This is a genomic window from Paenibacillus sp. lzh-N1, from assembly GCF_002872435.1.
In the GTDB taxonomy this organism is placed as follows: domain Bacteria; phylum Bacillota; class Bacilli; order Paenibacillales; family Paenibacillaceae; genus Paenibacillus; species Paenibacillus polymyxa_C.
In genome coordinates this window covers 1,979,526-2,002,718 of the sequence record NZ_CP025696.1, presented here as the reverse complement: position 1 = coordinate 2,002,718, position 23,193 = coordinate 1,979,526, and the positions used below count along the sequence as shown (strand labels likewise).

The 23,193-nt window shown below is 45.8% G+C and carries 21 protein-coding genes; 9 read left to right on the top strand and 12 right to left on the bottom strand.

Going from position 1 to position 23,193, the window contains the following annotated elements:
* Positions 1 to 78 precede the first annotated feature (78 nt).
* Positions 79 to 255, top strand: coding sequence for a CsbD family protein (locus C0638_RS09050; protein WP_082689632.1), 177 nt, complete (start codon positions 79 to 81; stop codon positions 253 to 255).
* Between the two features lie 253 nt (positions 256 to 508).
* Positions 509 to 1,552: a stalk domain-containing protein gene (locus tag C0638_RS09045; protein ID WP_058711049.1), complete on the top strand. Its 1,044-nt coding sequence runs from the start codon at positions 509 to 511 to the stop codon at positions 1,550 to 1,552.
* Positions 1,553 to 1,631: 79 nt separating this feature from the next.
* Here C0638_RS09045 and C0638_RS09040 read toward each other — a convergent pair whose 3' ends face one another.
* Complete coding sequence (locus C0638_RS09040; RefSeq protein WP_040102604.1) at positions 1,632 to 2,429, bottom strand: copper amine oxidase N-terminal domain-containing protein; 798 nt, start codon at positions 2,427 to 2,429, stop codon at positions 1,632 to 1,634.
* A gap of 243 nt (positions 2,430 to 2,672) precedes the next feature.
* Between C0638_RS09040 and C0638_RS09035 the strand changes: the two genes are divergently transcribed.
* A complete protein-coding gene (locus C0638_RS09035) occupies positions 2,673 to 5,219 on the top strand; it encodes a LamG-like jellyroll fold domain-containing protein (protein WP_058711048.1) in 2,547 nt (848 codons plus the stop codon).
* Between the two features lie 95 nt (positions 5,220 to 5,314).
* Here the strand turns inward: C0638_RS09035 and C0638_RS09030 are convergent, their stop codons facing one another.
* Positions 5,315 to 6,496, bottom strand: coding sequence for an NAD(P)/FAD-dependent oxidoreductase (locus C0638_RS09030; RefSeq protein ID WP_013373647.1), 1,182 nt, complete (start codon positions 6,494 to 6,496; stop codon positions 5,315 to 5,317).
* 27 nt (positions 6,497 to 6,523) lie between these two features.
* Positions 6,524 to 6,955 carry a DUF1641 domain-containing protein gene (locus C0638_RS09025; RefSeq protein ID WP_013373648.1) on the bottom strand — a complete coding sequence of 144 codons (432 nt, stop codon included), beginning with the start codon at positions 6,953 to 6,955 and terminating at the stop codon, positions 6,524 to 6,526.
* Between the two features lie 499 nt (positions 6,956 to 7,454).
* Here C0638_RS09025 and C0638_RS09020 point away from each other — a divergent pair, with 499 nt between their 5' ends.
* Complete coding sequence (locus C0638_RS09020; protein WP_016822691.1) at positions 7,455 to 7,850, top strand: rhodanese-like domain-containing protein; 396 nt, start codon at positions 7,455 to 7,457, stop codon at positions 7,848 to 7,850.
* 28 nt (positions 7,851 to 7,878) lie between these two features.
* Here C0638_RS09020 and C0638_RS09015 read toward each other — a convergent pair whose 3' ends face one another.
* The gene (locus tag C0638_RS09015; RefSeq protein WP_058711047.1) at positions 7,879 to 8,703 is read right to left on the bottom strand and encodes an HNH endonuclease; all 825 of its coding nucleotides are present in this window, start codon (positions 8,701 to 8,703) and stop codon (positions 7,879 to 7,881) included.
* Between the two features lie 261 nt (positions 8,704 to 8,964).
* On the opposite strand from C0638_RS09015, the gene C0638_RS09010 reads away from it, so the two are divergent.
* The gene (locus C0638_RS09010) at positions 8,965 to 10,458 is read left to right on the top strand and encodes an alpha-amylase (RefSeq protein ID WP_058711046.1); all 1,494 of its coding nucleotides are present in this window, start codon (positions 8,965 to 8,967) and stop codon (positions 10,456 to 10,458) included.
* Positions 10,459 to 10,522: 64 nt separating this feature from the next.
* Here C0638_RS09010 and gpmA read toward each other — a convergent pair whose 3' ends face one another.
* The 3 genes from gpmA to C0638_RS08995 form a co-directional block, all read right to left on the bottom strand.
* Complete coding sequence (gene gpmA / locus C0638_RS09005) at positions 10,523 to 11,272, bottom strand: 2,3-diphosphoglycerate-dependent phosphoglycerate mutase (protein ID WP_058711045.1); 750 nt, start codon at positions 11,270 to 11,272, stop codon at positions 10,523 to 10,525.
* Positions 11,273 to 11,429: 157 nt separating this feature from the next.
* Positions 11,430 to 12,170, bottom strand: a complete 741-nt coding sequence (locus tag C0638_RS09000; protein WP_013373654.1) for a Bax inhibitor-1/YccA family protein — start codon at positions 12,168 to 12,170, stop codon at positions 11,430 to 11,432.
* A gap of 149 nt (positions 12,171 to 12,319) precedes the next feature.
* Positions 12,320 to 12,607 (bottom strand): hypothetical protein, encoded by a 288-nt coding sequence (locus tag C0638_RS08995; RefSeq protein WP_013373655.1) that lies wholly within the window; start codon positions 12,605 to 12,607, stop codon positions 12,320 to 12,322.
* Positions 12,608 to 12,838: 231 nt separating this feature from the next.
* Between C0638_RS08995 and pepT the strand changes: the two genes are divergently transcribed.
* Complete coding sequence (pepT, locus tag C0638_RS08990; RefSeq protein ID WP_013373656.1) at positions 12,839 to 14,074, top strand: peptidase T; 1,236 nt, start codon at positions 12,839 to 12,841, stop codon at positions 14,072 to 14,074.
* A gap of 191 nt (positions 14,075 to 14,265) precedes the next feature.
* A complete protein-coding gene (locus C0638_RS26035; protein WP_058711044.1) occupies positions 14,266 to 15,102 on the top strand; it encodes a methyl-accepting chemotaxis protein in 837 nt (278 codons plus the stop codon).
* A 198-nt stretch (positions 15,103 to 15,300) separates the two neighbouring features.
* Here C0638_RS26035 and C0638_RS08980 read toward each other — a convergent pair whose 3' ends face one another.
* A complete protein-coding gene (locus C0638_RS08980) occupies positions 15,301 to 16,176 on the bottom strand; it encodes a hypothetical protein (RefSeq protein WP_040102598.1) in 876 nt (291 codons plus the stop codon).
* A 444-nt stretch (positions 16,177 to 16,620) separates the two neighbouring features.
* Between C0638_RS08980 and hxlA the strand changes: the two genes are divergently transcribed.
* Both hxlA and hxlB read left to right on the top strand, forming a co-directional pair.
* Entirely contained in the window at positions 16,621 to 17,256 is a 636-nt protein-coding gene (gene hxlA, locus C0638_RS08975; RefSeq protein ID WP_013312540.1) for a 3-hexulose-6-phosphate synthase, read from the top strand.
* Positions 17,257 to 17,260: 4 nt separating this feature from the next.
* Positions 17,261 to 17,818 (top strand): 6-phospho-3-hexuloisomerase, encoded by a 558-nt coding sequence (hxlB, locus tag C0638_RS08970; RefSeq protein WP_040102597.1) that lies wholly within the window; start codon positions 17,261 to 17,263, stop codon positions 17,816 to 17,818.
* A gap of 76 nt (positions 17,819 to 17,894) precedes the next feature.
* Here hxlB and C0638_RS08965 read toward each other — a convergent pair whose 3' ends face one another.
* The 4 genes from C0638_RS08965 to C0638_RS08950 form a co-directional block, all read right to left on the bottom strand.
* Positions 17,895 to 18,611, bottom strand: a complete 717-nt coding sequence (locus C0638_RS08965) for a glycoside hydrolase family 43 protein (RefSeq protein WP_102163447.1) — start codon at positions 18,609 to 18,611, stop codon at positions 17,895 to 17,897.
* A 48-nt stretch (positions 18,612 to 18,659) separates the two neighbouring features.
* The gene (locus C0638_RS08960) at positions 18,660 to 20,783 is read right to left on the bottom strand and encodes an endo-1,4-beta-xylanase (protein ID WP_058711042.1); all 2,124 of its coding nucleotides are present in this window, start codon (positions 20,781 to 20,783) and stop codon (positions 18,660 to 18,662) included.
* Between the two features lie 104 nt (positions 20,784 to 20,887).
* Entirely contained in the window at positions 20,888 to 21,811 is a 924-nt protein-coding gene (locus tag C0638_RS08955; RefSeq protein WP_058711041.1) for a carbohydrate ABC transporter permease, read from the bottom strand.
* A gap of 390 nt (positions 21,812 to 22,201) precedes the next feature.
* Positions 22,202 to 23,182 (bottom strand): ABC transporter permease, encoded by a 981-nt coding sequence (locus C0638_RS08950; RefSeq protein ID WP_058711040.1) that lies wholly within the window; start codon positions 23,180 to 23,182, stop codon positions 22,202 to 22,204.
* Positions 23,183 to 23,193 lie beyond the last annotated feature (11 nt).

Genomic DNA, 23,193 nt, shown 5'->3' with positions numbered 1-23,193 from the left:
TTCGTATTACCCTCGCTCGGGTAATGAGTAACTACAGCATGCTGAAAGAAAGTTTGATTATATGAGGAGGGCTATACCATGAAGGATAACGGAATTAGCGAAAAAATCAAAGGTAATGTAAATAAAGCTAAAGGCGAAATCAAGGATCAAATCGGGAACGCTACAGATAATAAGTCACTTCAAGCCGAAGGTAAATTGGATAAAGCCAAAGGCCATCTTCAGGAAACAGCAGGCAAACTGAAGGACCACAAATAATCCAACTTTTGATACCCTAACGCACTGTACTCCAAACAGTCCGCTGTCTTGTACAGCGGACTGTTTTATTTTGTTCGGTTACTTTTGGAAAAATATTTACGCAAACAGGGCAACTTTTACAGTCGCTTTTGCGTCTAACTAATATAAGCACAACCAATAACAACCCTTCCAACCTGTTGGATTTTGTATGTATTAATGTTACTCTAGTCTATGTATCAAGCTATAATTCTTAAATAAAGGGGTAGACCAACGAATGAAATCATTGAAGTCCATGAAGAAACCAGTCATCATCACTGCCGTGTCGGCCTTGGCCATCTCCGGGGCTCTGTTCAGCCAATCTACATATGCTGCACAAGTAACTAAGCCGATCCAAGCAGTATATAACAATATTAAAATTATCTATAACGGAACTGAGGTTCCTGCTGATGCTAAAACAGAACCATTTCTGCTGGATGGCGTGACGTATATCCCGTTGAAGCTGGCAGGTACTGCTTTGGATAAAAAAGTAACATGGGATGGCACAAACAAACGCGTAGTCATTGCTGACAACGGCGTTCCTATTGATCAATCTACAGTTACAGCACTGAACAACCAGATTACGACGCTGACTCAAGAACTGAACACAGCTAAAGCAGCGAACACTACGAAAGACGCTACCATTGCTCAGTTGCAAAAAGACAATCAGACGCTGAAAGATGAAGCGAGCAAAAATAGTTCAAGCACCCTGAAAGATCTTCAAAAGCAACTGAACAAGGATTACAGTGATTCCTACAACACGAACTCGGATATCACGCTGGATGGTAACAAAAGCGATATTGACGTGACCATCGAAATGACCAAGTCCAGATGGGATGACCTGTCCGACAGCAGAAAGGAAAGCTACCTGGAGGACATCGTTAAGGACATTTTGAAAGAGTACAAAGATGCCGATATTGACGGCACAGTGAAGAACTCCAGTAATAGAGATAAATTGGCGACCTTTTCAACCAACAGCAGAGGCGATGTAACGATTAAAAAGGTAGCTTCTTCTCTGGATTCAAGTACGATCCAACGTAACTTGTCCGATAGATATGGCACCTATAATGGAGTCGGCTTTGATTTCACCGTAAGAGGCGACAGCAGTGAAGCTATCGTTGAGGTTTATGTAAATTTGGATGACTGGAATAAACTTTCAAACAATCAAAAAAACAACCTGACAGATGGCGTTAGTGATTATCTTAAAGACAGACAGTCAGTATCCAAAGTCGTTGGATATGTACGTAATAAAGGAAACAGCAGCCAAATCATTACTTTCTAAGATTAACCTTCCGAAAAAAGCGATAAAGGCTTTGTAGCCCTTGTCGCTTTTTTTATCTGTGCAAATATCCTACATTCAATTATTGAATCAGCCTGCCTACAGAAGTAATGTATTTTATATAATCACTATCCGCATTAGTTGTACCGATATTTTTTGTATAAACCAAATGACCTGCGCTGGTTATTTTGACTTTGTGAAATGAACCGGGTTTAGAATAAGGATCTACGCTATAGGTCCCTTTGCTATACACAATCATAGGATTAAAGTCAATTTGCTTGAATACGGGCGATAAGTCGCTCTTATACGTAGCATGAATATTCAATACACCCTGCGTTTGATCCCAGTTAAAAGAAGTAAGATCAAATGCATTTGCATCAATGACTTGGGCCAAGTCTTGTCCCTTGAACCTCATAAGAACTGGGCTTTCCGTAAAGCTATCATGTCTTAGCTTCAATAAGCCACGCTTGGAATCCCACTCCATCTGCGCATCTGTATCTTTCAACAAAATGGATACTGGTAAAAACATCGCGTTACTTTTCATGATGGGGACTGTGTCCATTGTCACCGGCTCACCGTTAACCGATATTTCGGGTGATCCGATCGTAGCCGTTACATTACGGCCTAGCAAATCAACAGAAGCCGTTTTGTTCGCTGTATTATAAGTTACTTTGGCGCCTAGTATATCTTCAGCAGCTTGAAGCGGTATAAGCAGTCTGCCCTTCGTATCCATAAAAGGTGATGCAGGATAGGTGTATAAAACGTAATGATTATTTACCTTCAGGTGTATAGGGGTCTGAGCTTGGGCTGATGTCGAATTCGAGTGTACAGTAGCAACACTAAATAAAATTATAAGGCATACTAGCAACCTGATTTTCATAATACCCTCCTTTATTGATAAACAGCTCACAAATATAACTGTTTTGTTCATATATAACGTACCTCCATAGATACATATCGTCAACCATAATTTATAATCTCTACCTAATTATAGATTAATCAACTTCTTTGTAGCTATGTAATTCATAAATACATTAATAATATTTATAAATATAAAGGTATTTTAGCGATGAAAGCAGAATGTATCACTGTATTCCAATTTAGAAAGGGGTAAATGTATACGATGAGAAGTTTTGTTAAACGTAGAGTCAGGTCTAGCATTGCATTAACAATGACTTTATTATTGGCAATTGCAGCCGTACCTTCAGGTACAATGGATGCCGCCGCAGCGGATCCGAACCAGAATAATAAGCAGAATGTACCGACCTTCTCTAATGTATCGGTTCATGATCCTTCGATTGTCAAAGACGGCGATACTTATTATGTGTATGGGTCGCATATCTCCGCAGCGAAATCCAAAGATCTCACAAACTGGACTTCTTTTGCAAACGGTTACACAACGCCTAGGAATACCCTTTACGGAGATTTATCGAAGAATCTGGCCGGATCTTTCGCTTGGGCGGGCGAGAATGATGCGGATAGCAAGGGAGGATTCTCAGTATGGGCGCCGGATGTATTTTGGAATGAGCATTATGTCAATAAGGATGGCTCAAAAGGAGCCTATATGATTTATTATAGTGCCTCCTCCACCTATATACGTTCCGCGATCGGTATTGCCGTTGCACCCAACATTGAAGGCCCCTATCAATATGTCGATACCATTGTGAACACTGGTTTTACAAAGGAGACTGCATTCGATAAAGAAAGCAAAGTGGATAAAAAGTGGACAAATACGCCGATTTCTCAACTCATTAATGAAGGCAAGCTGAAGGGGCCTAGAGCAGGATGGTTTAACGCCGATGGTTCTTATGCGAATCGGGTGTTCCCGAATGCAATTGATGCAGCAGTCTTTTATGATACAGACGGGCGCTTATGGATGACGTACGGGTCATGGTCCGGAGGAATATTTTTGCTGGAGCTGGATAAAGCAACTGGCAAACCGATCTATCCAGGCCAAGATGGAACTACAGAGGATGGCCGTCTGATTGATCGTTATTTTGGCACCAAGATCGCAGGTGGATACGGCGAGTCCGGGGAAGGTCCATATATTGAATACAACTCAAAGACAGGTTACTACTATCTGTATGTAACCTATGGCGGACTTGCAGCGGACGGTGGGTATAACATGAGGTTATTCCGTTCCAAGAGTCCAGCAGGACCTTATAAGGATGCCAAAGGACAGAATGCCGTTCTACCAGCAAACACCAAAAATGTAGCCTATGGCAACAAACTAATGGGTAACTTCTTGTTCGATAGCAAAATAGGCGATCCAGGTACAGGTGTGGGCTACGGCTATGTATCTCCTGGGCATAACTCGGTATACACCGATCCTGCTACCGGACAAATGTTTGTTGTCTTTCATACCCGATTCCCTCAGCAAGGGGAGACTCATGAGCTGCGTGTACACCAAATGTTCATGAATCAGGAGGACTGGCCTGTTGTAGCTCCTTACCGTTACGGCGGCGAGACGCTTACAAAGCTGGATGAGAAACAATTCATTGGTGATTATCAATATATTAACCATGGCAGTGATTCCTCGGCGACGGTCAAAAATACACAGTTCATTCAGCTGAGAGCAGACCATACGATTAAAGGCGATGTGCAAGGAACATGGCGCAAGTCGGGGGATGCGAATGTCCAACTAACACTGGATGGTGCTGTATATGATGGAGTATTCCTGAGACAATGGGACCAGGTTACAAATCAATACATCCTTGCGTTTACAGTTCTATCGAATAAAGGTGAAATGGCCTGGGGCAGTAAGCTCCCTGATATGACGGATACGACAGTCGTTGACAGTGTATATCGTGAATTAGATCTTGGCGATACGAGCCGGGTGACGGGTAATCTGACGCTTCCGAAGGAAGGCAGTCGGCAATCATCCATTACCTGGAAAACTTCAGACCCAGGCGTCATTTCCGATACTGGTGAAATCAAGCGCCCCGGGATCGGAGAAAAGGCTGTATCCGCCACTTTGACAGCTACCATTACCAAAGGGGACAGCAGTCGGGACAAAGCTTTTAACATTACGGTAGCTCCTTATGAGAAGGCAACATTGACTGCTTCATACCCATTTGAAAATAATCTAAAGGATCAGAATGATGCTTTTGCCAATGGTAAGGTTATTGGTGACCGAATCGATCGTCAGGGAGGAAGTATATCCTACGCTGAAGGCGTAAGAGGCCAAGCTGTAGTCCTTGATGGACAGTCAGGTATTGCTCTGCCTGAAGGACTCATATCCAGTTCAGCCTATTCTGTGTCACTGTGGGTGAAACCTAGCGAATTGACTGTGCATACACCTACTTTTTTTGGAGCTATGGATAGCAACCACTGGGTTAGCCTTCTGCCCAGAGGACCTGAGAAGGATAACACCATGGTCTGGTCCGGCAGCTCAACTTGGTATACCGGCAGTACTGGCCGGAAGATCAAAGCCAATGAATGGACACATCTCGCCTTTACTGTAGATCATGGAGTGCTAGAGGTGTATGTGAATGGGAAAATTCAGTTTACAGGGTCAGGGTTTCCGGATGTCTTTACCTCTAAAGCTGGAACATTCAGCTTAGGGGTCAACTGGTGGGACCCTGCGTTCAATGGTTCTATGGATGAGCTGAGTATTTTTGAAGGCGCCCTCCCTCCTGCACAGGTGGAAGAGTTAGCCCAGATGAAGTGAATTAAAACTATCTGTGAATGGTGAGCATCACTAGTGTCAAAGAATGAAAAAAGAGAGCGCTGAACAGCGCTCTCTTTTAATAAACCATATAGATATTAGTAGGCCAATGCAAAAAGTCCTTTGATGTGGGACAAGTAACGGATGTTACTGCCTTCTTTCATCAAAGTAGCTACAGCGCCTTTCAGTTGGGTGCCATTCGCGCCTACAGTACCGATCGCGTCTGTTCTTCCCAAGCTGCCCAGTGTACCGGAGAACACTGGCGTAAAGCGTTCCATTTTCGCTCCGTTGAAATAAGCGAAGATGTTGTAACCAACTAATTCGCCCATTTGCCAAGCCAACTGTGCAGTTGGAGGGTATGGACGCTCGCCTTCACCTGGGAACACTACTGCGCTGTCGCCAGCGAGGAAGATGTCTTCGTGGGAAGTCGATTGCAGTGCGCCATTCACAGTTGCGCGACCACGGTTTACTTCGATACCGGATGCGCCAACCAGTGCATTACCTTGTACGCCGCCTGTCCAGATCAGTGTGTTCGTTTTGATCGAACGTCCGTCTTTCAGGAGAACTTCGTCAGCTTTCATTTCTGTAATCGGAACACCCGCTACGATTTGAACGCCACGTTTTTCAAGACTTGTTACTGCACGATCAACCAATGGTTGAGGGAAGCCTGCCAAAATAGATGGTCCAGCTTCTACGCAATACAAGTTGATATCTTCGTAGTTGATGCCTTTTTCACGGCAAACTGCAGGCAGTTTGTCAGCATATTCGCCCACCAGCTCAACACCAGTCAGACCGCCACCACCGATAACGATTGTAGCGTCCGCTTTGTTACCGGATTGCTTGTAAGCATCCAGACGAGCTTCCACATGTGCGCGGATGCGATTAGCTTCTGCTACTGATTTCAGCGTGAAGCTATGTTCTTGCAGCCCTGGAATACCGAAGTATGCCGTTTCACTGCCCAGGGAAATAACGAGAGCGTCATAGCTCAACGTAGCACCACTGGCCAGGGTTACTTTCTTATCGTCCGGCTTGATTTCGGAAACAGTATCCACTTTCAGGATAATATCTTTGTTGCGCAGCAGTTTTTCCAAAGGAAGCGCCACAGCTTTTTCGGCAATAGTACCTGCCGCCAAACGGTGCAGTTCCGTAATAATTTGGTGCGACGCAAAGCGGTTTACCACTGTAATGGTTGCTTGGCTAGCGTCCATATGCTGGCGTGCTGTAAGAGCGGCCAGCAATCCGCCGTATCCGCCGCCCAAGATCAAAATTTGCTTCGACATGTCCATCCTCCGTTCTCGATCAGGTAATTATTTGCTTTCGCGTTGGCGCTCATTCAGAATATCCAGGAAAGCCTGGCTGAAACGTAGCGTTTTTTGTACATTAGGATCTTTAAGCATTTTGAGCAGGCCAAACAGACCTACACTGCCGTCCGTAGTTTGTACACGGTCATTTGCTTCAATTGCAGCAGAAGCCAATCCTTTAGCCGAATCTGTAACAGGCTTCACAAACTCTCCCATGGAGTTTTTCATATCTCCGATAAAGACAGGGTCAGTTGCCAGACTGCGTGCTACATCATAAGCATCGGTCATAAAAGTAACCATCTCAGTCAACTTTGGCAGATTCTCTACCAGTACGGTCAGCGATTGCTGAACCTCCGGTTTCATCAATTGGTCCAATACATCCCGAGACTCTTTGGTAGCTTCTTGTGTTACGGCCACCTCTTGTTGGTTTTCAGACATGCGTGAACGTCCTCCTTTACTGTGAAAATAGAAGTCCATTCCTTTCTCGTAACCTGTATCATAAACTCTAGCAATAAAACGTTCAATGAATTCGCCCTTAAACATGCAAGAAGCACAGCTTAAACCGGCCTATACCCTAAAGGGCAAGACTGATGATCGCAGATGCCAATTGTATATTGCTTGGACGTTATTCTGTTGTTGTTACTGCTGCGGAATATCTCACGAAGCGCTCCCTCGTGACTACAACAGGACGAAACGGAACCCTATACCTCTATATTACACCTTTCACAACCCAATCGTCGAAGAAATTTTAAATTTGCACAAATTTCTGCAAATTTTTTATTGTTATTTTAGATAAAAACTAGAATAAGCACGATTTTTGTCTAAGTTTACCTTAAAAAAGGGGCATTTTATACTAGAGATGGGTAATAGAGAGAGTGAGTTTCTGTTCATTAATATGAAAACCAATACAAAACATATTCCTACGGAGGGTTGAACGATGGCTAAAACATTTGCAGATATGGTTCAAGAAGCGAGGCAGCATGTTCAGGGCATTACTTCACAGGAGGCACGTCAGCGAATTGAATCAAATCCGGATACATTCGTTATCGACGTACAGGATTCTCATGATGCAGGTGCTTGCGGCCTAATTCGCGGAAGCGCCAATATTTCACTAGGCATGCTGCCCATCCGCGCTGACCTAGGCGTTCCACAAGATTTGCGTGATGAACGCTTACGTGACCGCAATCGCCCGATTATCACCACCTGCGGAGCAGGCGGACAAGCCGCACTGGCAGCTTATATACTCCAACAGATGGGCTTTACCGATGTGGCCTTTATCGAAGGCGGTACAACAGCCTGGAAGGAATCCGGCTTTGAAGTAGAACTGTACTAAGGGAATGTTGCCGATTCCCCAGATCGTCCTAGGTACGTAAGGTGTCCTCAGAAGTATCGGGAGGCTCAAAATCATTCGGAATCGGCAATGGCACACCAGACTCGATGAATTCCTCTACATCACGGGCAGCTTTAACTTGATTGCACTCGTTGCAGGCGCATACACAATTTACTGGCGTGGTGTGTCCACCTTTAGCCCGAGGAAGTAAATGATCAATCGTGTCACCATAGCCACCGCAAAAAAAGCAGGTATAGCGGTCACGTTTAAGCACATATTGGCGGAATTCTTTGTTGCTATAAAGTCTGCGGACCGTGTACGGATTTACAATCACCGCCATGCGTTCTCTGACCAGAGTCATCGCCAAATCAAGTTCAATCTCCTGATGCCAGCGTCTCCCTTGGTCGGTTTTGCCTCTTAGCCGAATCATGCCATTGCGATTAAGCCGCAACGCACGGGTATCCGCAGGCTTCAGCCTGCTAAGCAAATGGCGAACCCGTTGCCGATGGCGCTCACGCGCTTTGTCCGTGACGGGCTTCCTACGGGGGCGTTGAGAATCATTAGAAGGCTGCGCGGACGCTTCCAGACGATACGCAGCCGTATCTGCTACGGAGCTATGCCGCTCTACAGGAGCAGCCAAGGGCTTCGTTTCCTCATGGGAAGGAGCGGACGTAACCGCCCGTTCTTGCGGGGCTAACCCCCGGCAGGAACGGCAAGGACCACGCCGGGAATAAGGCCCAGCCCGGCGACCGGTTCTGCGCTGAAAGTCCGTTAATGGTTTTGTCTCCTGACAATACGTACATTTTTTCATCAGCGGTTCTCTCGCTTCATCCTTATCCTGCTGCAGGTCTGTCACGTTCATCCCTCCTTCCCTCTCTTGGTCGAGCTTATGGTTTGCCCGAAATCCGAACTATTGCTAAGTTAGATTCATTTTACCGTTTTCACGTTTCTTTTTCTAGCCATCGAGTCGTTGTGATCACTCAATGTATAACAAATTTTAATGATTTAGCATACGCTATACAGCGATCCATGTTCTTCATCAACATCATATTGGCCATCAGACGTTTAGCCCCCCTCACTTGGTGGGTAACTTGTTATATATGAAGGAGGGACGCACATGAAAAGGAACCATACGATGATGCAATTTTTCGAGTGGAATGTCAAAGCTGACGGTTCTCACTGGAAAAAGCTTGCCCGCCTGGCACCGGAACTGAAGGCCAAAGGAATTGACGCGATATGGATTCCACCTGTCACCAAAGGCCAATCTCCTGAGGATACGGGTTACGGCGTCTATGACCTTTACGATCTGGGCGAATTTGACCAAAAAGGTGCAGTGCGCACCAAATACGGAACCAGGGAAGACCTGCTGGAAGCTGTCGCATCCTGCGTTCGCCACGGCGTAGCCGTCTATGTCGATCTGGTCATGAACCATAAGGCTGGTGCGGATGAAACCGAAGTATTCAAAGTCGTCGAGGTCAACCCGGATAATCGTAATGAGGTCATTTCCGAGCCCTTTGATATCGAAGGCTGGACTAAATTTACATTCCCCGGCCGACAAGGTAAGTATTCCACATTTCAATGGAACTTCGAACATTTTAATGGAACGGATTACGATGCAAGTCAGGACCGGACAGGAATCTATCGTATTTTAGGTAAAAACAAAAACTGGAGCGATAATGTAGATGATGAATTCGGCAATTATGATTATTTAATGTTCGCCAATATTGACTATAATCATCAGGATGTGCGCAAGGAAATGATCCGCTGGGGCAAATGGCTGGTGGATACTCTACAATGCAACGGATTCCGTCTGGATGCGATCAAGCATATTAATCATGAATTTGTACGAGAGTTTGCTACAGAAATGATTAAAAAGCGTGGGCAGGATTTTTATATGGTAGGCGAATTTTGGAAACCGGATCTAGAATCTTGCCAAAAGTTTCTGGATACCATCGATTATAAAATCGACCTGTTTGACGTATCCCTCCACTACAAACTACATAGCGCTTCCTTGGGTGGTAAGGATTTCGATTTAAGCACCATTTTCGAGGATACGCTGGTTCATACCCATCCCCTGAACTCGGTTACTTTTGTCGATAATCATGATTCCCAGCCGCACGAAGCGCTCGAATCTTGGGTAGAGGACTGGTTTAAGCCCAGTGCCTATGCACTCATCCTACTGCGCAAAGATGGTTATCCCTGCGTATTCTACGGTGATTACTACGGTATCCAGGGACAAACGCCTGTGAAAGGCAAGCAGGCTGAGCTAGACCCGCTCCTATATGCCCGATACCACAAAGCTTATGGTGAGCAAAAAGATTATTTTGATGATCCCCATACGATTGGATGGGTTCGTCAGGGCATTCCTGAGCTACACGGCTCTGGATGTGCTGTGGTGATCACTAACGCAAATGACGGGGAAAAGCGCATGTTTGTAGGTAAACAACGTGCAGGGGAAAAATGGATCGATTTGACCGGGCATCACGATCATACCGTAAAAATCGAACAGGATGGCTACGGCACATTTCCCGTTCGTGCCGGCAGTGTATCGGTATGGGCACTTCCTACTGAGGAAGACAGCCTGGATGCAGAGGATACTGCGAACGCTTAATGTATATCAACACAAAGAGGACAGGATGCAAGAAGGCGCCCTGTCCTCTTTGTTGTATGGAAAGTCATTCCGTCACCTTGCTTTGGTTGGCCACAGCCTGTTTCTTTGCCTCTACATGACTCGGATCACCAAGATAGAAGCGCCGAATAGGATCGATATGCTCATCCAGCTCATACACCAGTGGAATGCCTGTCGGAATGTTTAAATCCAGCAGAGTAGCTTCATCCAAATTTTCCATAAACTTGATCAGGGCCCTTAAGGTATTACCGTGTGCTGAAATGATAACCCGGTCCTTTTTAAGAATCAACGGCACGATCCGTTGCTTCCAAAACCCACCAACCCGATGCACCGTGTCTTCCAGACTTTCCCCGAGCGGAAGCTCCTCTGGCTTAATATGGCGATAACGCTCTTCTCGATGTGGACTCCGTTCATCCTGCGCATCCAACATAGGAGGTCGCACCGTCAAGCTACGTCGCCAAATATGAACCTGTTCCTCTCCGTATTGCACGGCGGAATCCAGTTTGCTAAGCCCCTGAAGCGCACCATAGTGGCGTTCATTCAGCTTCCATGACTTCTGCACGGGTATCCACAGATGATCCAGCTCATCCAAGATATGATACAACGTGCAGATAGAACGTTTTAGCACAGAAGCAAATGCCAAGTCAAACGTATACCCAGCCTCCTTGAGGATACGTCCTGCCTCGATAGCCTCATGAGTTCCCTGCTCAGTCAGATCGACATCCGTCCAGCCTGTAAACAGGTTTTGTTGGTTATACACGCTTTCTCCATGCCTCACCAACACCACTTGATACATATACCTCACTCCTCACCTATCTATCCTCTATGTTTTACCCAACTTCTATGTATTTAACGTAAAATGCATTTTTTAAACCGCTTCTTGCATACAAAAAGGACGACATTCAGCCGTCCTTCTTCTCATTCTACTTAACCATATGAAGTAATCGCAGACCTTAGTCCCTATTGCTCAACTTGGCTAGCAGATCCAATATTCGTACATATAGCCACACTAACGTTACCAGCAATGCAAAAGCGCCATACCATTCCATATATTTGGGTGCACCTTGATCAGCTTGTTCCTCAACGAAATTAAAATCTACGAGCAGATTCAAAGCGGCAATGATGACGATAAATAAACTAATACCAATACCCACCCAGCCCGTTTCATGGATGTACGGAACATTCATACCGAAAAAATTCAAAATAAAATCAACCAACGTCACTAGAAAAATCGCCATCGTACATAGGACAACAAATGAGATAAAGCCACGTGTCACCTTGATGATTCGTTGTGTATACATAAAGAGCATCAAGAACAAGATACCCACTGTCAGCAAAATGGCATTAACTACAATTCCAGGGTACTCATATTCCATAAAAGCGGAAACGCCACCCAAAGCAAAGCCACTCAGAATCGCATATACAGGAGAGAGCAATGGAGCCGTTTTGGGAAAAAAGGATATCGAAAGTGCTATGCCTGCCATCCCAATAAAGCCTGCCGTCATCAACGATAGCACCTCTATGGTTCCTTGATAGGTCATATACCAGGTAATACTGGCAGAGACGATGAGCAGGACTAGCAGAAGCAACGTTTTGTTCACCGTTCCTCCGATAGTCATACGTTGTTCGCTAGCTTCTCTTTCATCTTCACGCAAAAAGATGTCATCACGTAAAACCGGGTTGCTAAAGCTCATACAGGGTACTCCTTTTCGATGTGTTATTTACGATGCCATATGTATATATCGGTACAACCTGAGAAAAGTTTCAGAAAATTTCAAACAATAAAAAAACTCTAACCTTGCTTTTCAGCAAAGCTAGAGTTAGAGGGTCAAGTCGTTACAGATTAAAAATCAGCAGTAGCAATTTGGATGCTACCTGTTACTGCTCCAACTGGAGTAGCTTGGAGAGCAGCTACCAGCAGCAAGGCAACTTCTAACGTCAGACTATTGCCCGCCGGAATAGTATAAGTGATCACAGGAGCATTGACACGGGTAACCACAAGATCCACCGGATTGGCACCGAAATTATTAACGGTAATTGTAGCATTACTACCGCCTCTCAGGTTTTCAAAAAAGGACTTACCTACACCAGCAGCAAGATTGTAAATTTGCGAAGGTAAAAGGATCGCCATAGAATTCACCTCCCTTGCGTTTGATAGTGTATTCTATGCTTCCAATCTATGAACGTAACGTTAAGTGACTCAGTAATAAGACACAATTTAAAAGACTCATAGATTAACATCTCTCTATATGTGCTACAAACAACCTTTCATTCTGAAAGGTTAAACCATTTTTTTCATATCATAAGCCTAATCATGATAAAATACGTACCATAATGGAAATGACCCAAGGAGGATAACCACATGAAACAGGAACTGATTGACCGCCTGACTACATATGTACAGGTAGATACCCAATCCGACGAAAGCAGCCACACATGCCCCACCACACCCGGACAGCTCACATTGGGCAACCTCCTGGTAGACGAACTGAAAGCCATCGGTATGACAGACGTAACCATTGATGATCATGGTTATGTGATGGCAACCCTTCCCTCCAATACGGATAAAGAAGTGCCCGTCATTGGTTTTCTGGCACACCTCGATACGGCTACTGAACTAACTGGCGCAGGAGTAAAGCCACAGTTGACGGAGAACTATGATGGGGGCGATATCACGCTGAATGCCTCACTTGGTGTAGTCCTTTCTCCACGTGAGTTTCCCGAATTGACTCAATATAAAGGCCACACCCTGATCACAACAGATGGCACCACCCTGCTCGGTGCAGACAACAAAGCCGGCATCGCAGAGATCATGACAGCAATCCACTATCTGATTGATCATCCCGAAATTCAACATGGCAAAATTCGCGTTGCTTTTACACCGGATGAAGAGATTGGAAGAGGACCTGAACGCTTTGATGTAGCCGCTTTTGGCGCTGAATATGCTTATACGGTAGACGGCGGACCGCTCGGAGAGCTGGAGTATGAGAGCTTCAACGCCGCGGCTGCTCATATTACCATTCATGGTGTAAATGTACATCCCGGTACGGCTAAAAACAAAATGATCCACGCTGCCAAAATCGCTATGGAACTGCACAGTAGATTACCTGTGAATGAAGCCCCGGAATATACAGATGGGTACGATGGCTTCTATCATCTGTTGGAGTCTACTGGCACAGCAGAACAAGCCAAACTATACTATATTATCCGCGATTTTGATCGTGAGAGCTTTGAGAACCGGAAAGCTTATTTGACAAATATCGTAAAAGAGCTCCAGGCTGCCTATGGAGACAACCGTATTACACTGGAGCTGAGAGACCAGTATTACAACATGAAAGAGAAAATTGAGCCTGTCAAGCATATCGTCGATATCGCTCATGAAGCAATGACGAAGCTGAATATTGAACCCATTATCAAGCCGATTCGTGGAGGCACAGACGGTTCACAGCTGTCTTACATGGGACTGCCTACACCGAATATTTTCACAGGCGGGGAGAACTACCACGGTAAGTACGAGTATGTGTCGGTGGATAACATGGTGCTTGCAACCAAGGTTATTGTGGGGATTGCACAATTGTTCGAGCAGCGTGGCAAGTAAGCCGCTTATACACAGCACTGACACGTTCAAATTAAATCGGAAGGCATATCGTTTCTATTATGAAACGATATGCCTTTTTTTCTGAATTTTCTTTAAATTCTCAATACTTTTATAACTTTTATCCGTCTTTAGACCGACAAATATATAGGACTATAAAAAATATATTTAGTAAAGAAAGGTAGGTAATCCACTTGAATACAATAGATGCATTAATTGCAGCCATTCCCTACATACAACAGATTATGCGGGAGAAAGTAACCCTTGCTCTTTTCGACCGTACTCACGTTCTGGCTTATACCCAATCAGAGGGTATGAATCTTGGCTTTGAAACCGGCTCGGAGCTACTTGAGGGCTACAAAAATTTCGCCATGCTTAAAAATGGACATGAGGCCAGCTTGACCCACATTCCAGCTGAAGTTCTGGGATATCCTCTCGATATGATCAGTATTCCTGTGCTTGATGATAATGGGGACGTCATTGCAGCGTTTGCCGCTTCCTATAATTTGACCAACAGAAATCAGCTGGATCAAATCGTATCTGAAAACCACTCCATTACCGAGCAGCTCATTGAAATGGTGCAGCATGTAACAGCACATTCAGAGGAGCTACAAGCTACCAGTGAACACATTTTGAAGAACACCCAATTTGCCGTACAAAACTCGGGTAAAATTAATCAGGTCGCTGTATTTATCAAGGAAATTTCCGATCAAACCAACCTGCTTGGATTGAATGCCGCGATTGAAGCCGCACGTGTCGGAGAAGCAGGAGCAGGCTTTGGTGTCGTTGCTCAAGAAGTACGCAAGCTATCTGTAGAGTCCAAAAAAGCGACAGTCGATATTGAGGGAGCCCTTAAGGATGTACAGAACTCCATTCGTCAGATGGAGCAGGAAATAGAGCAAATTGTTGCTTCTTCTCAAGAGCAGGCGACTCTGGTAGGCTCTTTCACCGAAGTCATGGAGCGTATGCAAAAGGCGAGCGAAACGATGCGACATCTGGCCGAGAACCTGACTTCCTATATTGTAAAATAACTAATATTGTTTATTGGCATGAGAAAGGGGAGCGCACTGATCCGCAAATGGCGTAAAAGTGCGTTCCCCTTATTTACAAAATCCCTACTGGGTCTAACAATCCAAATCTAAACTCAAGCAATATAAGAAAAAACACCATGATTCGAAGGATACACGGGGTCTAACTGTCCCAATGTATTTCCTACCGGAAGAGCAACACTAAGAAACGCTAAGACCATAGTTATCGAGATTAATGCCTTTTTCATTATGAAGCCCCCTTAATAAAATAGTTTGGTATTGCTCTTGCTGCGACAGGGTTGCCAAATCTCGATAAGTCTCGAACAGTGCAACCAGTGTCCTAAAATCAGTATTGGCTTCTACACCAATAGAGAATTGCAGAGAAACAAGGATATAATTCAAGGCAACGATGTACTGTTTCTTTTTCAACTGGTAAATAGCTAATTGGTTGACCAGTTTTAAATAATATACGCGGTTGGCTCTATCTTCATAACCTTCAAATATCTCAATATCATCGGCAAACTCGTTCAGCAGGTCGTCAATGTCCCAATTGTTCAAGTTAGCTGCTTCAGCAATACCAACCAATCCCGGGAGTAGCTCCTCGTCATTGTCGTGAAGAAACTGAACATATTCTGGTAAAAGTTCCTTCTTCCCCGAAAGTAAATCAATCGTATATAAATTGGCCTTGGCGAGAAAACGGAATCTCTCTACTTCTTCGTGACCGCTTTGATCCAGCCCCATAAACCAACCCATTTCGCTATACTTCATAATATAATCTCTGGCTTCCTCATACTGGCCCATATTCTGATAATAAATTGATTTTGCCAGATAGCTGTAAGCATAATAAAACACCAGCGGGTGTTTGGTGTTCAATGTCTCGTACTTGCCGTCCGCAGCATTTCTCAGTTGGGTGTGGTACAGGCTTTCAGCCAACGAATGCAGATAATCCGCAACCTTGTTCGCTTCATCCCAATCATTATGTGTGTAGCTGATTCTAAACAACTCACAAGCTTTATCGAGTTCGTGGCTGTCCGACAACAAATAAATAGCTTCCCTGTGGTTCAGGACCTCTTCCACTAAACCCCGCCTCCCTATCCTGAAAATTAAAGTCACCCCTAGCCTAGTGGCTATTCTTCAGGGTAGTTATGCTGTTAGACTCCCTTTTTTTGCATACCAGTATATTACAAATATAGTCAAAACCTAACTTGAAGTCAATTCAATCATCGGTACATTCATACTTTTGCAACCTGACATGGATGTGTATATTCTACTGGTTACGAATAGATGATTTTCATTATCGAAATAATGCTAAAGAAGACAAAATATTGGCTCTCATATGGGTGGTTTCATGGTCTATAGTATCGCCAGGGTAACTACGTTACGAATTAGTGCGTACTTTTCAACCGAATACCGGGGCCTTACAATCAAACCTGTGCATGAAAACAAAGTATAAGTACGACTCAACAAAGCATGTACCTGTTCACTAAAATACAAATTCACTTAAGGAGTGAAGTTAATAACATGGAACTTCAATTGGCTTTAGACTTGGTAGATATCCCGCAAGGTATCGCATTGGTAAAAGAAGTAGAATCGTATATTGATATCGTAGAAATCGGTACGCCGATTGTCATCAATGAAGGACTTCATGCTGTAAAAGCAATGAAAGAAGCATTTCCCAATCTAAAAGTGCTGGCTGACCTGAAAGTTATGGACGCAGGGGGCTATGAAGTGCTGAAAGCTTCCGAGGCTGGTGCAGATATCGTGACGATTTTGGCTGTAGCTGAAGATGCAACGATCAAAGGTGCTGTAGAAGAAGCTAAGAAACAGGGCGGCAAAAAAATCCTGGTGGACATGATCGGTGTTAAAAACCTGGAGCAACGTGCAAAAGAAATCGACGCTTTAGGCGTTGACTACATCTGTGTGCATACAGGCTACGATCTGCAAGCGGAAGGTCAAAGTCCGTTCGAAGCACTGCAAACCGTCAAAAAAGTCGTAAAAAACTCCAAAACAGCCGTAGCTGGGGGCATCAAGCTGAGTACATTGGCTGAAGTGGTAAAAGCTCAACCGGATCTGGTTATCGTAGGCGGCGGTATCACTGGCGAAGACGACAAAAAGGCTGTAGCTTCGCAAATGCAGCAGCTCATCAAACAAGGTTAATCCAATGGAAACCTCTCAATATTTATCTGAGGTCATCAAGGAGCTGCAATTCGTTCCACAGCTAATCAGCGATACCGAATCAGAACAGTTGATCCACTCCATCGCTGCTGCGAATAAGGTATTCGTAGCAGGAGCGGGGCGCTCAGGGTTCATGATTCGCTCGCTGGCCATGCGGTTGATGCATATGGGGGTTCAAGCTTACGTAGTTGGGGAAACCGTAACCCCTGGCTTGAGCGAGGGAGATCTGCTGATTATCGGTTCAGGCTCTGGTGAAACCAAAAGCTTAGTCTCCATGGCAGACAAAGCGAAGAAACTCGGGGCCTCACTGGCGCTGCTTACCACTGCCCCCGAGTCCACCATCGGCAAACTGGCCGATATCATCGTAAAGCTGCCCGGCGCACCCAAGGACCCCTCCAACAAGGATTACCAGACCATTCAACCCATGGGCTCACTGTTTGAGCAAACTCTGCTGCTGTATGGAGATGCGTTGGTGCTCAGAACGATGAAGCTGCGCAAGCTGACCTCCGAATCCATGTATGGTCAACACGCCAACTTGGAATAAAACTGCTTTTTCTTTTGCGATAACAAGGCAGGCTGCTTACATGTCCGAGCATGTAAGCAGCCTGCTTTTTTTTGTATTAAATGAGGTGATTCTCTTGTCTGCACAAGTTTGGATATTCATTCTGAAGCATGGGCTCTTTCATCCGTTCAAATGGACCATACGGGCTATTGGCCCGATACACGAGCGTACGATGATCACGCCCCGTGCCGCCACAGGCGCACAGCAGGTAATAACGACTGTCGATGTGATACAGATGCGGCCCTTCGGTCCATACGCCGCCATCTCCATGAGCAATAGCCACAGGCTCGGTCAATGCCTGGCCTGTAGCAATATCCAGTTCGTACTGAATAATATGCGACTCGGCATCTGCCCCGGATTGTACGGTAACATACACTTTCCCGTCGTCATCAAATAGCAGGGACGGATCTATATTTCCGTAAGGAATACGGATCGGATCAGACCAAGGTCCCACAGGGTTCACAGACGTAATATAAAAATTGCCTATCCCCATCACATCTGTCGTAATCAGGTAGAATACACCCTGATGATAGCGCAATGTGGGCGCATATATACCTTCTGAGCTCTTCCGTGTGGACAAATCAATCTGACTGCGCCGATTTAATGCATGCCCGATCTGCCGCCAATCGGTCAGGTTTCGGCTATGAAAAATCGGCAACCCCGGCATGTATTCAAATGAGCTTGTCGCCATGTAATAATCCTCTCCGACACGTATCACGCTCGGATCAGGATAAAATCCGGGGACAACCGGATTCGTATAGCGCAAGGTAGCCATAGCTTCAGCTCTCCTTTTGAACAGCTCTACTCCTCTGTCTCAAATCATTTATTCGTTACTCCCTGCTGGTAGCGGCGGCACTTTGGATGGATCCACCAGCGCCCAATATGCATATTTGGCCTTTAACCGTTCATCGAACAGCAGCGGCTTATCCAACCGGGCAATCGGGAACGTACTGAGCCACGTATTGCCATCATCTGTCCCCCAAATGGTCACATTGCTGATATGGTCCTGCTGTCGTGTAAACATATCGAACAGCGCCTGATAACGATGAGCCTGCCGAATCAGCATGGCTTCAGGGATCGTTTCGTAGCGATCCGTATCATTAGAGTAAAGGCCCATATCCAGCTCCGTGATCTGATTATCCAGCCCAAGTGAAGCAAACTTCTCGATGGATTGCTCAATTTCGGCTATGGCAGGAAACTCCAAGCGGATATGCGATTGGTGACCTATGCCGTCAATAGGTACGCCTTTGGCAAGCAAATCACGCACCAGATTGTACAGAAAATCGCGTTTCTTCGGTTCATGGGTATTGTAATCGTTAATGAACAATCGCGCGTTCGGCCCTGCCACTTCCCTCGTGACACGGAACGCTTTTTCAATATAATCGGTTCCTGTAATCTGATACCACTTGCTGCGGCGCATGCCGTCCGGCTGATCAGGATCAATGACCTCATTTACCACATCCCAATCGGTAATGACATTTTTATACCGGGCCGCAACGGCGCGAATATGCGTCTCCAGGCGGTCCAGCAAAAGCTTTTTATTCTCAGCAGTCTGCGTCATCGGCTGTCCATTTTTGTCCTTAAACATCCAATCTCCAGTCTGGTTATGCCACACCAACGTATGGAAACGAATTCCCAATCCGTGCTGTCTGGCAAATTGCACAATTTGGTCTGCTTCCTCCCAATGAAACTGCCCCTCAGATGGTTGCAAGGAGACAGGCTTCATCGCATTCCCTGCAACGACGCTTTTAAAATGCTTCTGTACTAGTTCTCCGTAAGCCCCTTCGGTCTGGAAAGCCTCAATCGCTGTGCCGATGCTGAACTGTCCCTGATATAATCCATGCAAAGCAGGTATGTCCTTTTCAATCGCCAGCGGCGGCACCAGCGACAATTCGAAATCATCCATATAAAAGGAAGACGTCCCTTCTGGCGATTCCAGGTACATAGAAACGGTATCTGCATCATGTGCGAGCGTATACGTACCAGACAAATGCACCCATCCCCCTGTCGTGACAGCCGTATCGCCTACAACCGTTTCATATGCACTTTGGCCTTGGTAATCACGCTGTGCACTGAGCCTTACCTTAGCAGGCTGCTCACCCGGAGCCAGCTTCACCCAGGCACTGACCGTATATCGGTTGCCTTTTTGCATTGTGGCAGTCACGTCCAGCTTGGGTCCGGCATATGCCTTTTGTCTGCCCGTTGTCAGCAGACTGTATGAGCCGGTCCGTGCATCGGCATTCGAGACCTGCACGGTCTCGTCTCCCAAGCGGGATACCCATCCTTGGGCTGTACCGTCTTCGAATCCGGATACGATCCCACTTGTAGGATTTGTTGGTGTTACTGAAACCTGCCTGATTTCCACCTCATCCACATAGTAAGCCTGAGCAGAATTCGAGTTCTCCACATACAGCTTCAATGCATTCATCTCCCCGGTAAAAGTATATCTCCCCTGGAGTTTGATCCACGATGTATCTGTTGTCTCCGTCTGAGCTAGGGTCTTCCATGCTGTAGTCCCGCCTGTCGGCTGCTGCTCCATCGTAAACTTAAGCACGCTTGGAATTGCAGCATTGCCGTCCAGTTTCACATATCCGCTAATTTCATACTCCACATCCGGCAGCAACAGTGGCTTCACATCTAACTCTGCTCCATTCCAAGCCGCCGTACGAGCGGTTGCCTTCAGACTGTGCGTACCGCCATATGCCACTTCCGTGACGGATGCAATTTGGGTATAAGCTCCCCGTGGCTTCCAGCCGTCACTGTTTCCTTGCTCAAATCCATACGCTCCAATGATCTTCCCTGCCGATAGCACCGTGTTCGAAACCGACGGAGAATGTTCCACAGATGGAGCTGCCTTCGCTACAGACATTCCCCACCATCCGATAGGCGATAACAACAGCACTCCAGCCAGCACCAGACAAAAAGGCGTATACCAACCTGACCGCAAAGCAGTCCCTCCTGCACTCAAATTTTTGAATTCGTATTTGGCACCCTTGGATTTCAGTTACTTGCGGATTAAAAGTGGCTCCTAGAATAAATGTAAAATATCTACTATCCTTTCACGCCTCCCAAGGTCATACCCTTCACAAAGTATTTTTGTAAAAACGGATAGACTAAAATAATAGGGACTGAGGCGACAATCGTCATCGTGGCACGAATAGAGGTAGGCGTAACCGCCTTCGCCAGATTTTCTGACCCTGAAAACTGGCTGGCATAATCCTGAGCGTTAACGGACGTATTGGAATTTTGCAAAATTTTCATCAGCTCATATTGGAGCGTGCTCCACTGCTCATACGACGAATTGTACAAAAATACATCGAACCATGAATTCCATTGCGAGACCGCCGTGAACAACGACACCGTTGCCAGCACCGGCACACACAGTGGCAAAACGATACGCATAAAAGTAGCAAACTCCCCAGCACCGTCAATACGCGCCGACTCCAAAATCCCCTCTGGCAAGCCCTCAATAAAGGAGCGAATGACTATTACATTAAACACCCCGATTAACCCCGGTACGATGTACACCCAAAAGGTTCCCAGCATCCCAAGCTCACGAATTAAGAGAAAATTGGGGATCAAGCCACCGCTAAAATACATCGTCAAAATAAAAGCAATCGAAACAAATTTGCGCAGCACATATTCCGGCCGGCTGATCGTATACGCCACCATCGCGCAGCAAAACACCGAGGTCACTGTACCCGCGACCGTACGTAATACAGAAATCAACGTAGCATGGAAAATCGTCGCTTCCTTGAATACAAATTCATAATTACTCCACGTGAATTCACGCGGCCACAAATAAATTCCACCCCGAATGGAGTCATTCGCTTCATTTAATGAAACCGCCAACGTATTTAAAAATGGATACAGCGTGAACACCATTAGGCACAGCATAAACACAACATTGCACGCATCAAAAATCCGATCCAAGGGCGCCCGAAATCGCCCATGTACGGCCTTCCCTTTGCCCATGACTTCCTCTCCTTTCTGAAACATCGCCTAGCCCAGCACTTAAGGTCTTGATGAGGTCCGCGAAGCGGCCTGTTAAAAATCCACAGACTTGCACCTGTAGTATGCATAAGCACGCACTCCTGCTATCGCCTCGAATAGCCCATTCCCAAAGACATCCTCTAATGGCGATAGCGAAGCTGAGCCAACCATCATGACGCAGTTATTACAAGGAGGCGCGAGTCACGCGCCTTTCTTAAGCTCTTCCCTGCCACTACCCTCAGTTCTTAAAAAAAGTGACTTTACGGCGGGTAGTAGCGGAGCGGGCGGAATTGTTCTGAAGAAGCGGAGCGTTCGGAAGAACAATTTGCACGCGAAGCGACAACGAGCCCTCCCCAGAAACTCACTCTTTTTTTAGAACAACCTCTCCTCCCCTAACCGCTTCGCAATATAATTGGCGCTAAACAACAGTATGAAGCTAACCACCGTTTTGAACATTCCGGCAGCAATGGAAAGCGAAAAGTTCCCCATCTGGATACCATATTTCAGTACGAAAATATCCAAATTTTCCGAGTAATCCACGTTCATGCCGTTGCCCAGTAAATATTGAGGTTCAAAGCCTGATTCGAGCAGGTTGCCAATGTTCATAATGAGCAGGATGATAAATACAGGCTTTAATCCTGGTAATGTCACATGCCAAATCCGCTGAAACCGTCCTGCTCCGTCTATCTCGGCCGCTTCATACTGCGAGGGATCAATCATGGTCATCGCGGCCAAATAAATGATGGTATTCCAGCCGACATTTTTCCATACCTCCGACGCACCGAGAATACCCCAAAAGTAGCTTCCCTCACCTAACCACAGAATAGGTTCCTTAATCAGCCCAAGCCACATCAGCACCTCATTGATGATACCGCCGTCCGCAGACAGTGCAGTACTAATGATGCTGGCCGCGACCACCCAAGAAATAAAGTGTGGCAAATAGCTGATCGTCTGAACCACCCGTTTAAATACGAGCTGGCGAAGCTCATTCAGCAAAATCGCCAATGCTATAGCGGTGACAAAGCCCAGCACCAGGTTAATAAAGCTCATCGCCAGCGTATTACGCATCACCCGCAGAAAGTGTTCATCCTGGAACAGAAAACGAAAATGCTTCAATCCAACCCATTGCTGATCAAGTAGCTTCCGGGCAGGCTTAAAATCCTGGAAAGCAATCGTCCAGCCCCACAGAGGTAAATATTTAAATATAAACAGCCAGATTAAAAAAGGGACGGACATCCATACGAGTGCACGCTGCTGGTTCAGCTTGTGTATAAATCCCCTAAAGCCGGTCCGCCGTGAGGACGGCAAACGACCCGAGGAGGTCGTAACAGGTGGCGGTGACGTGTAGCTCATAGCTGCTTCCT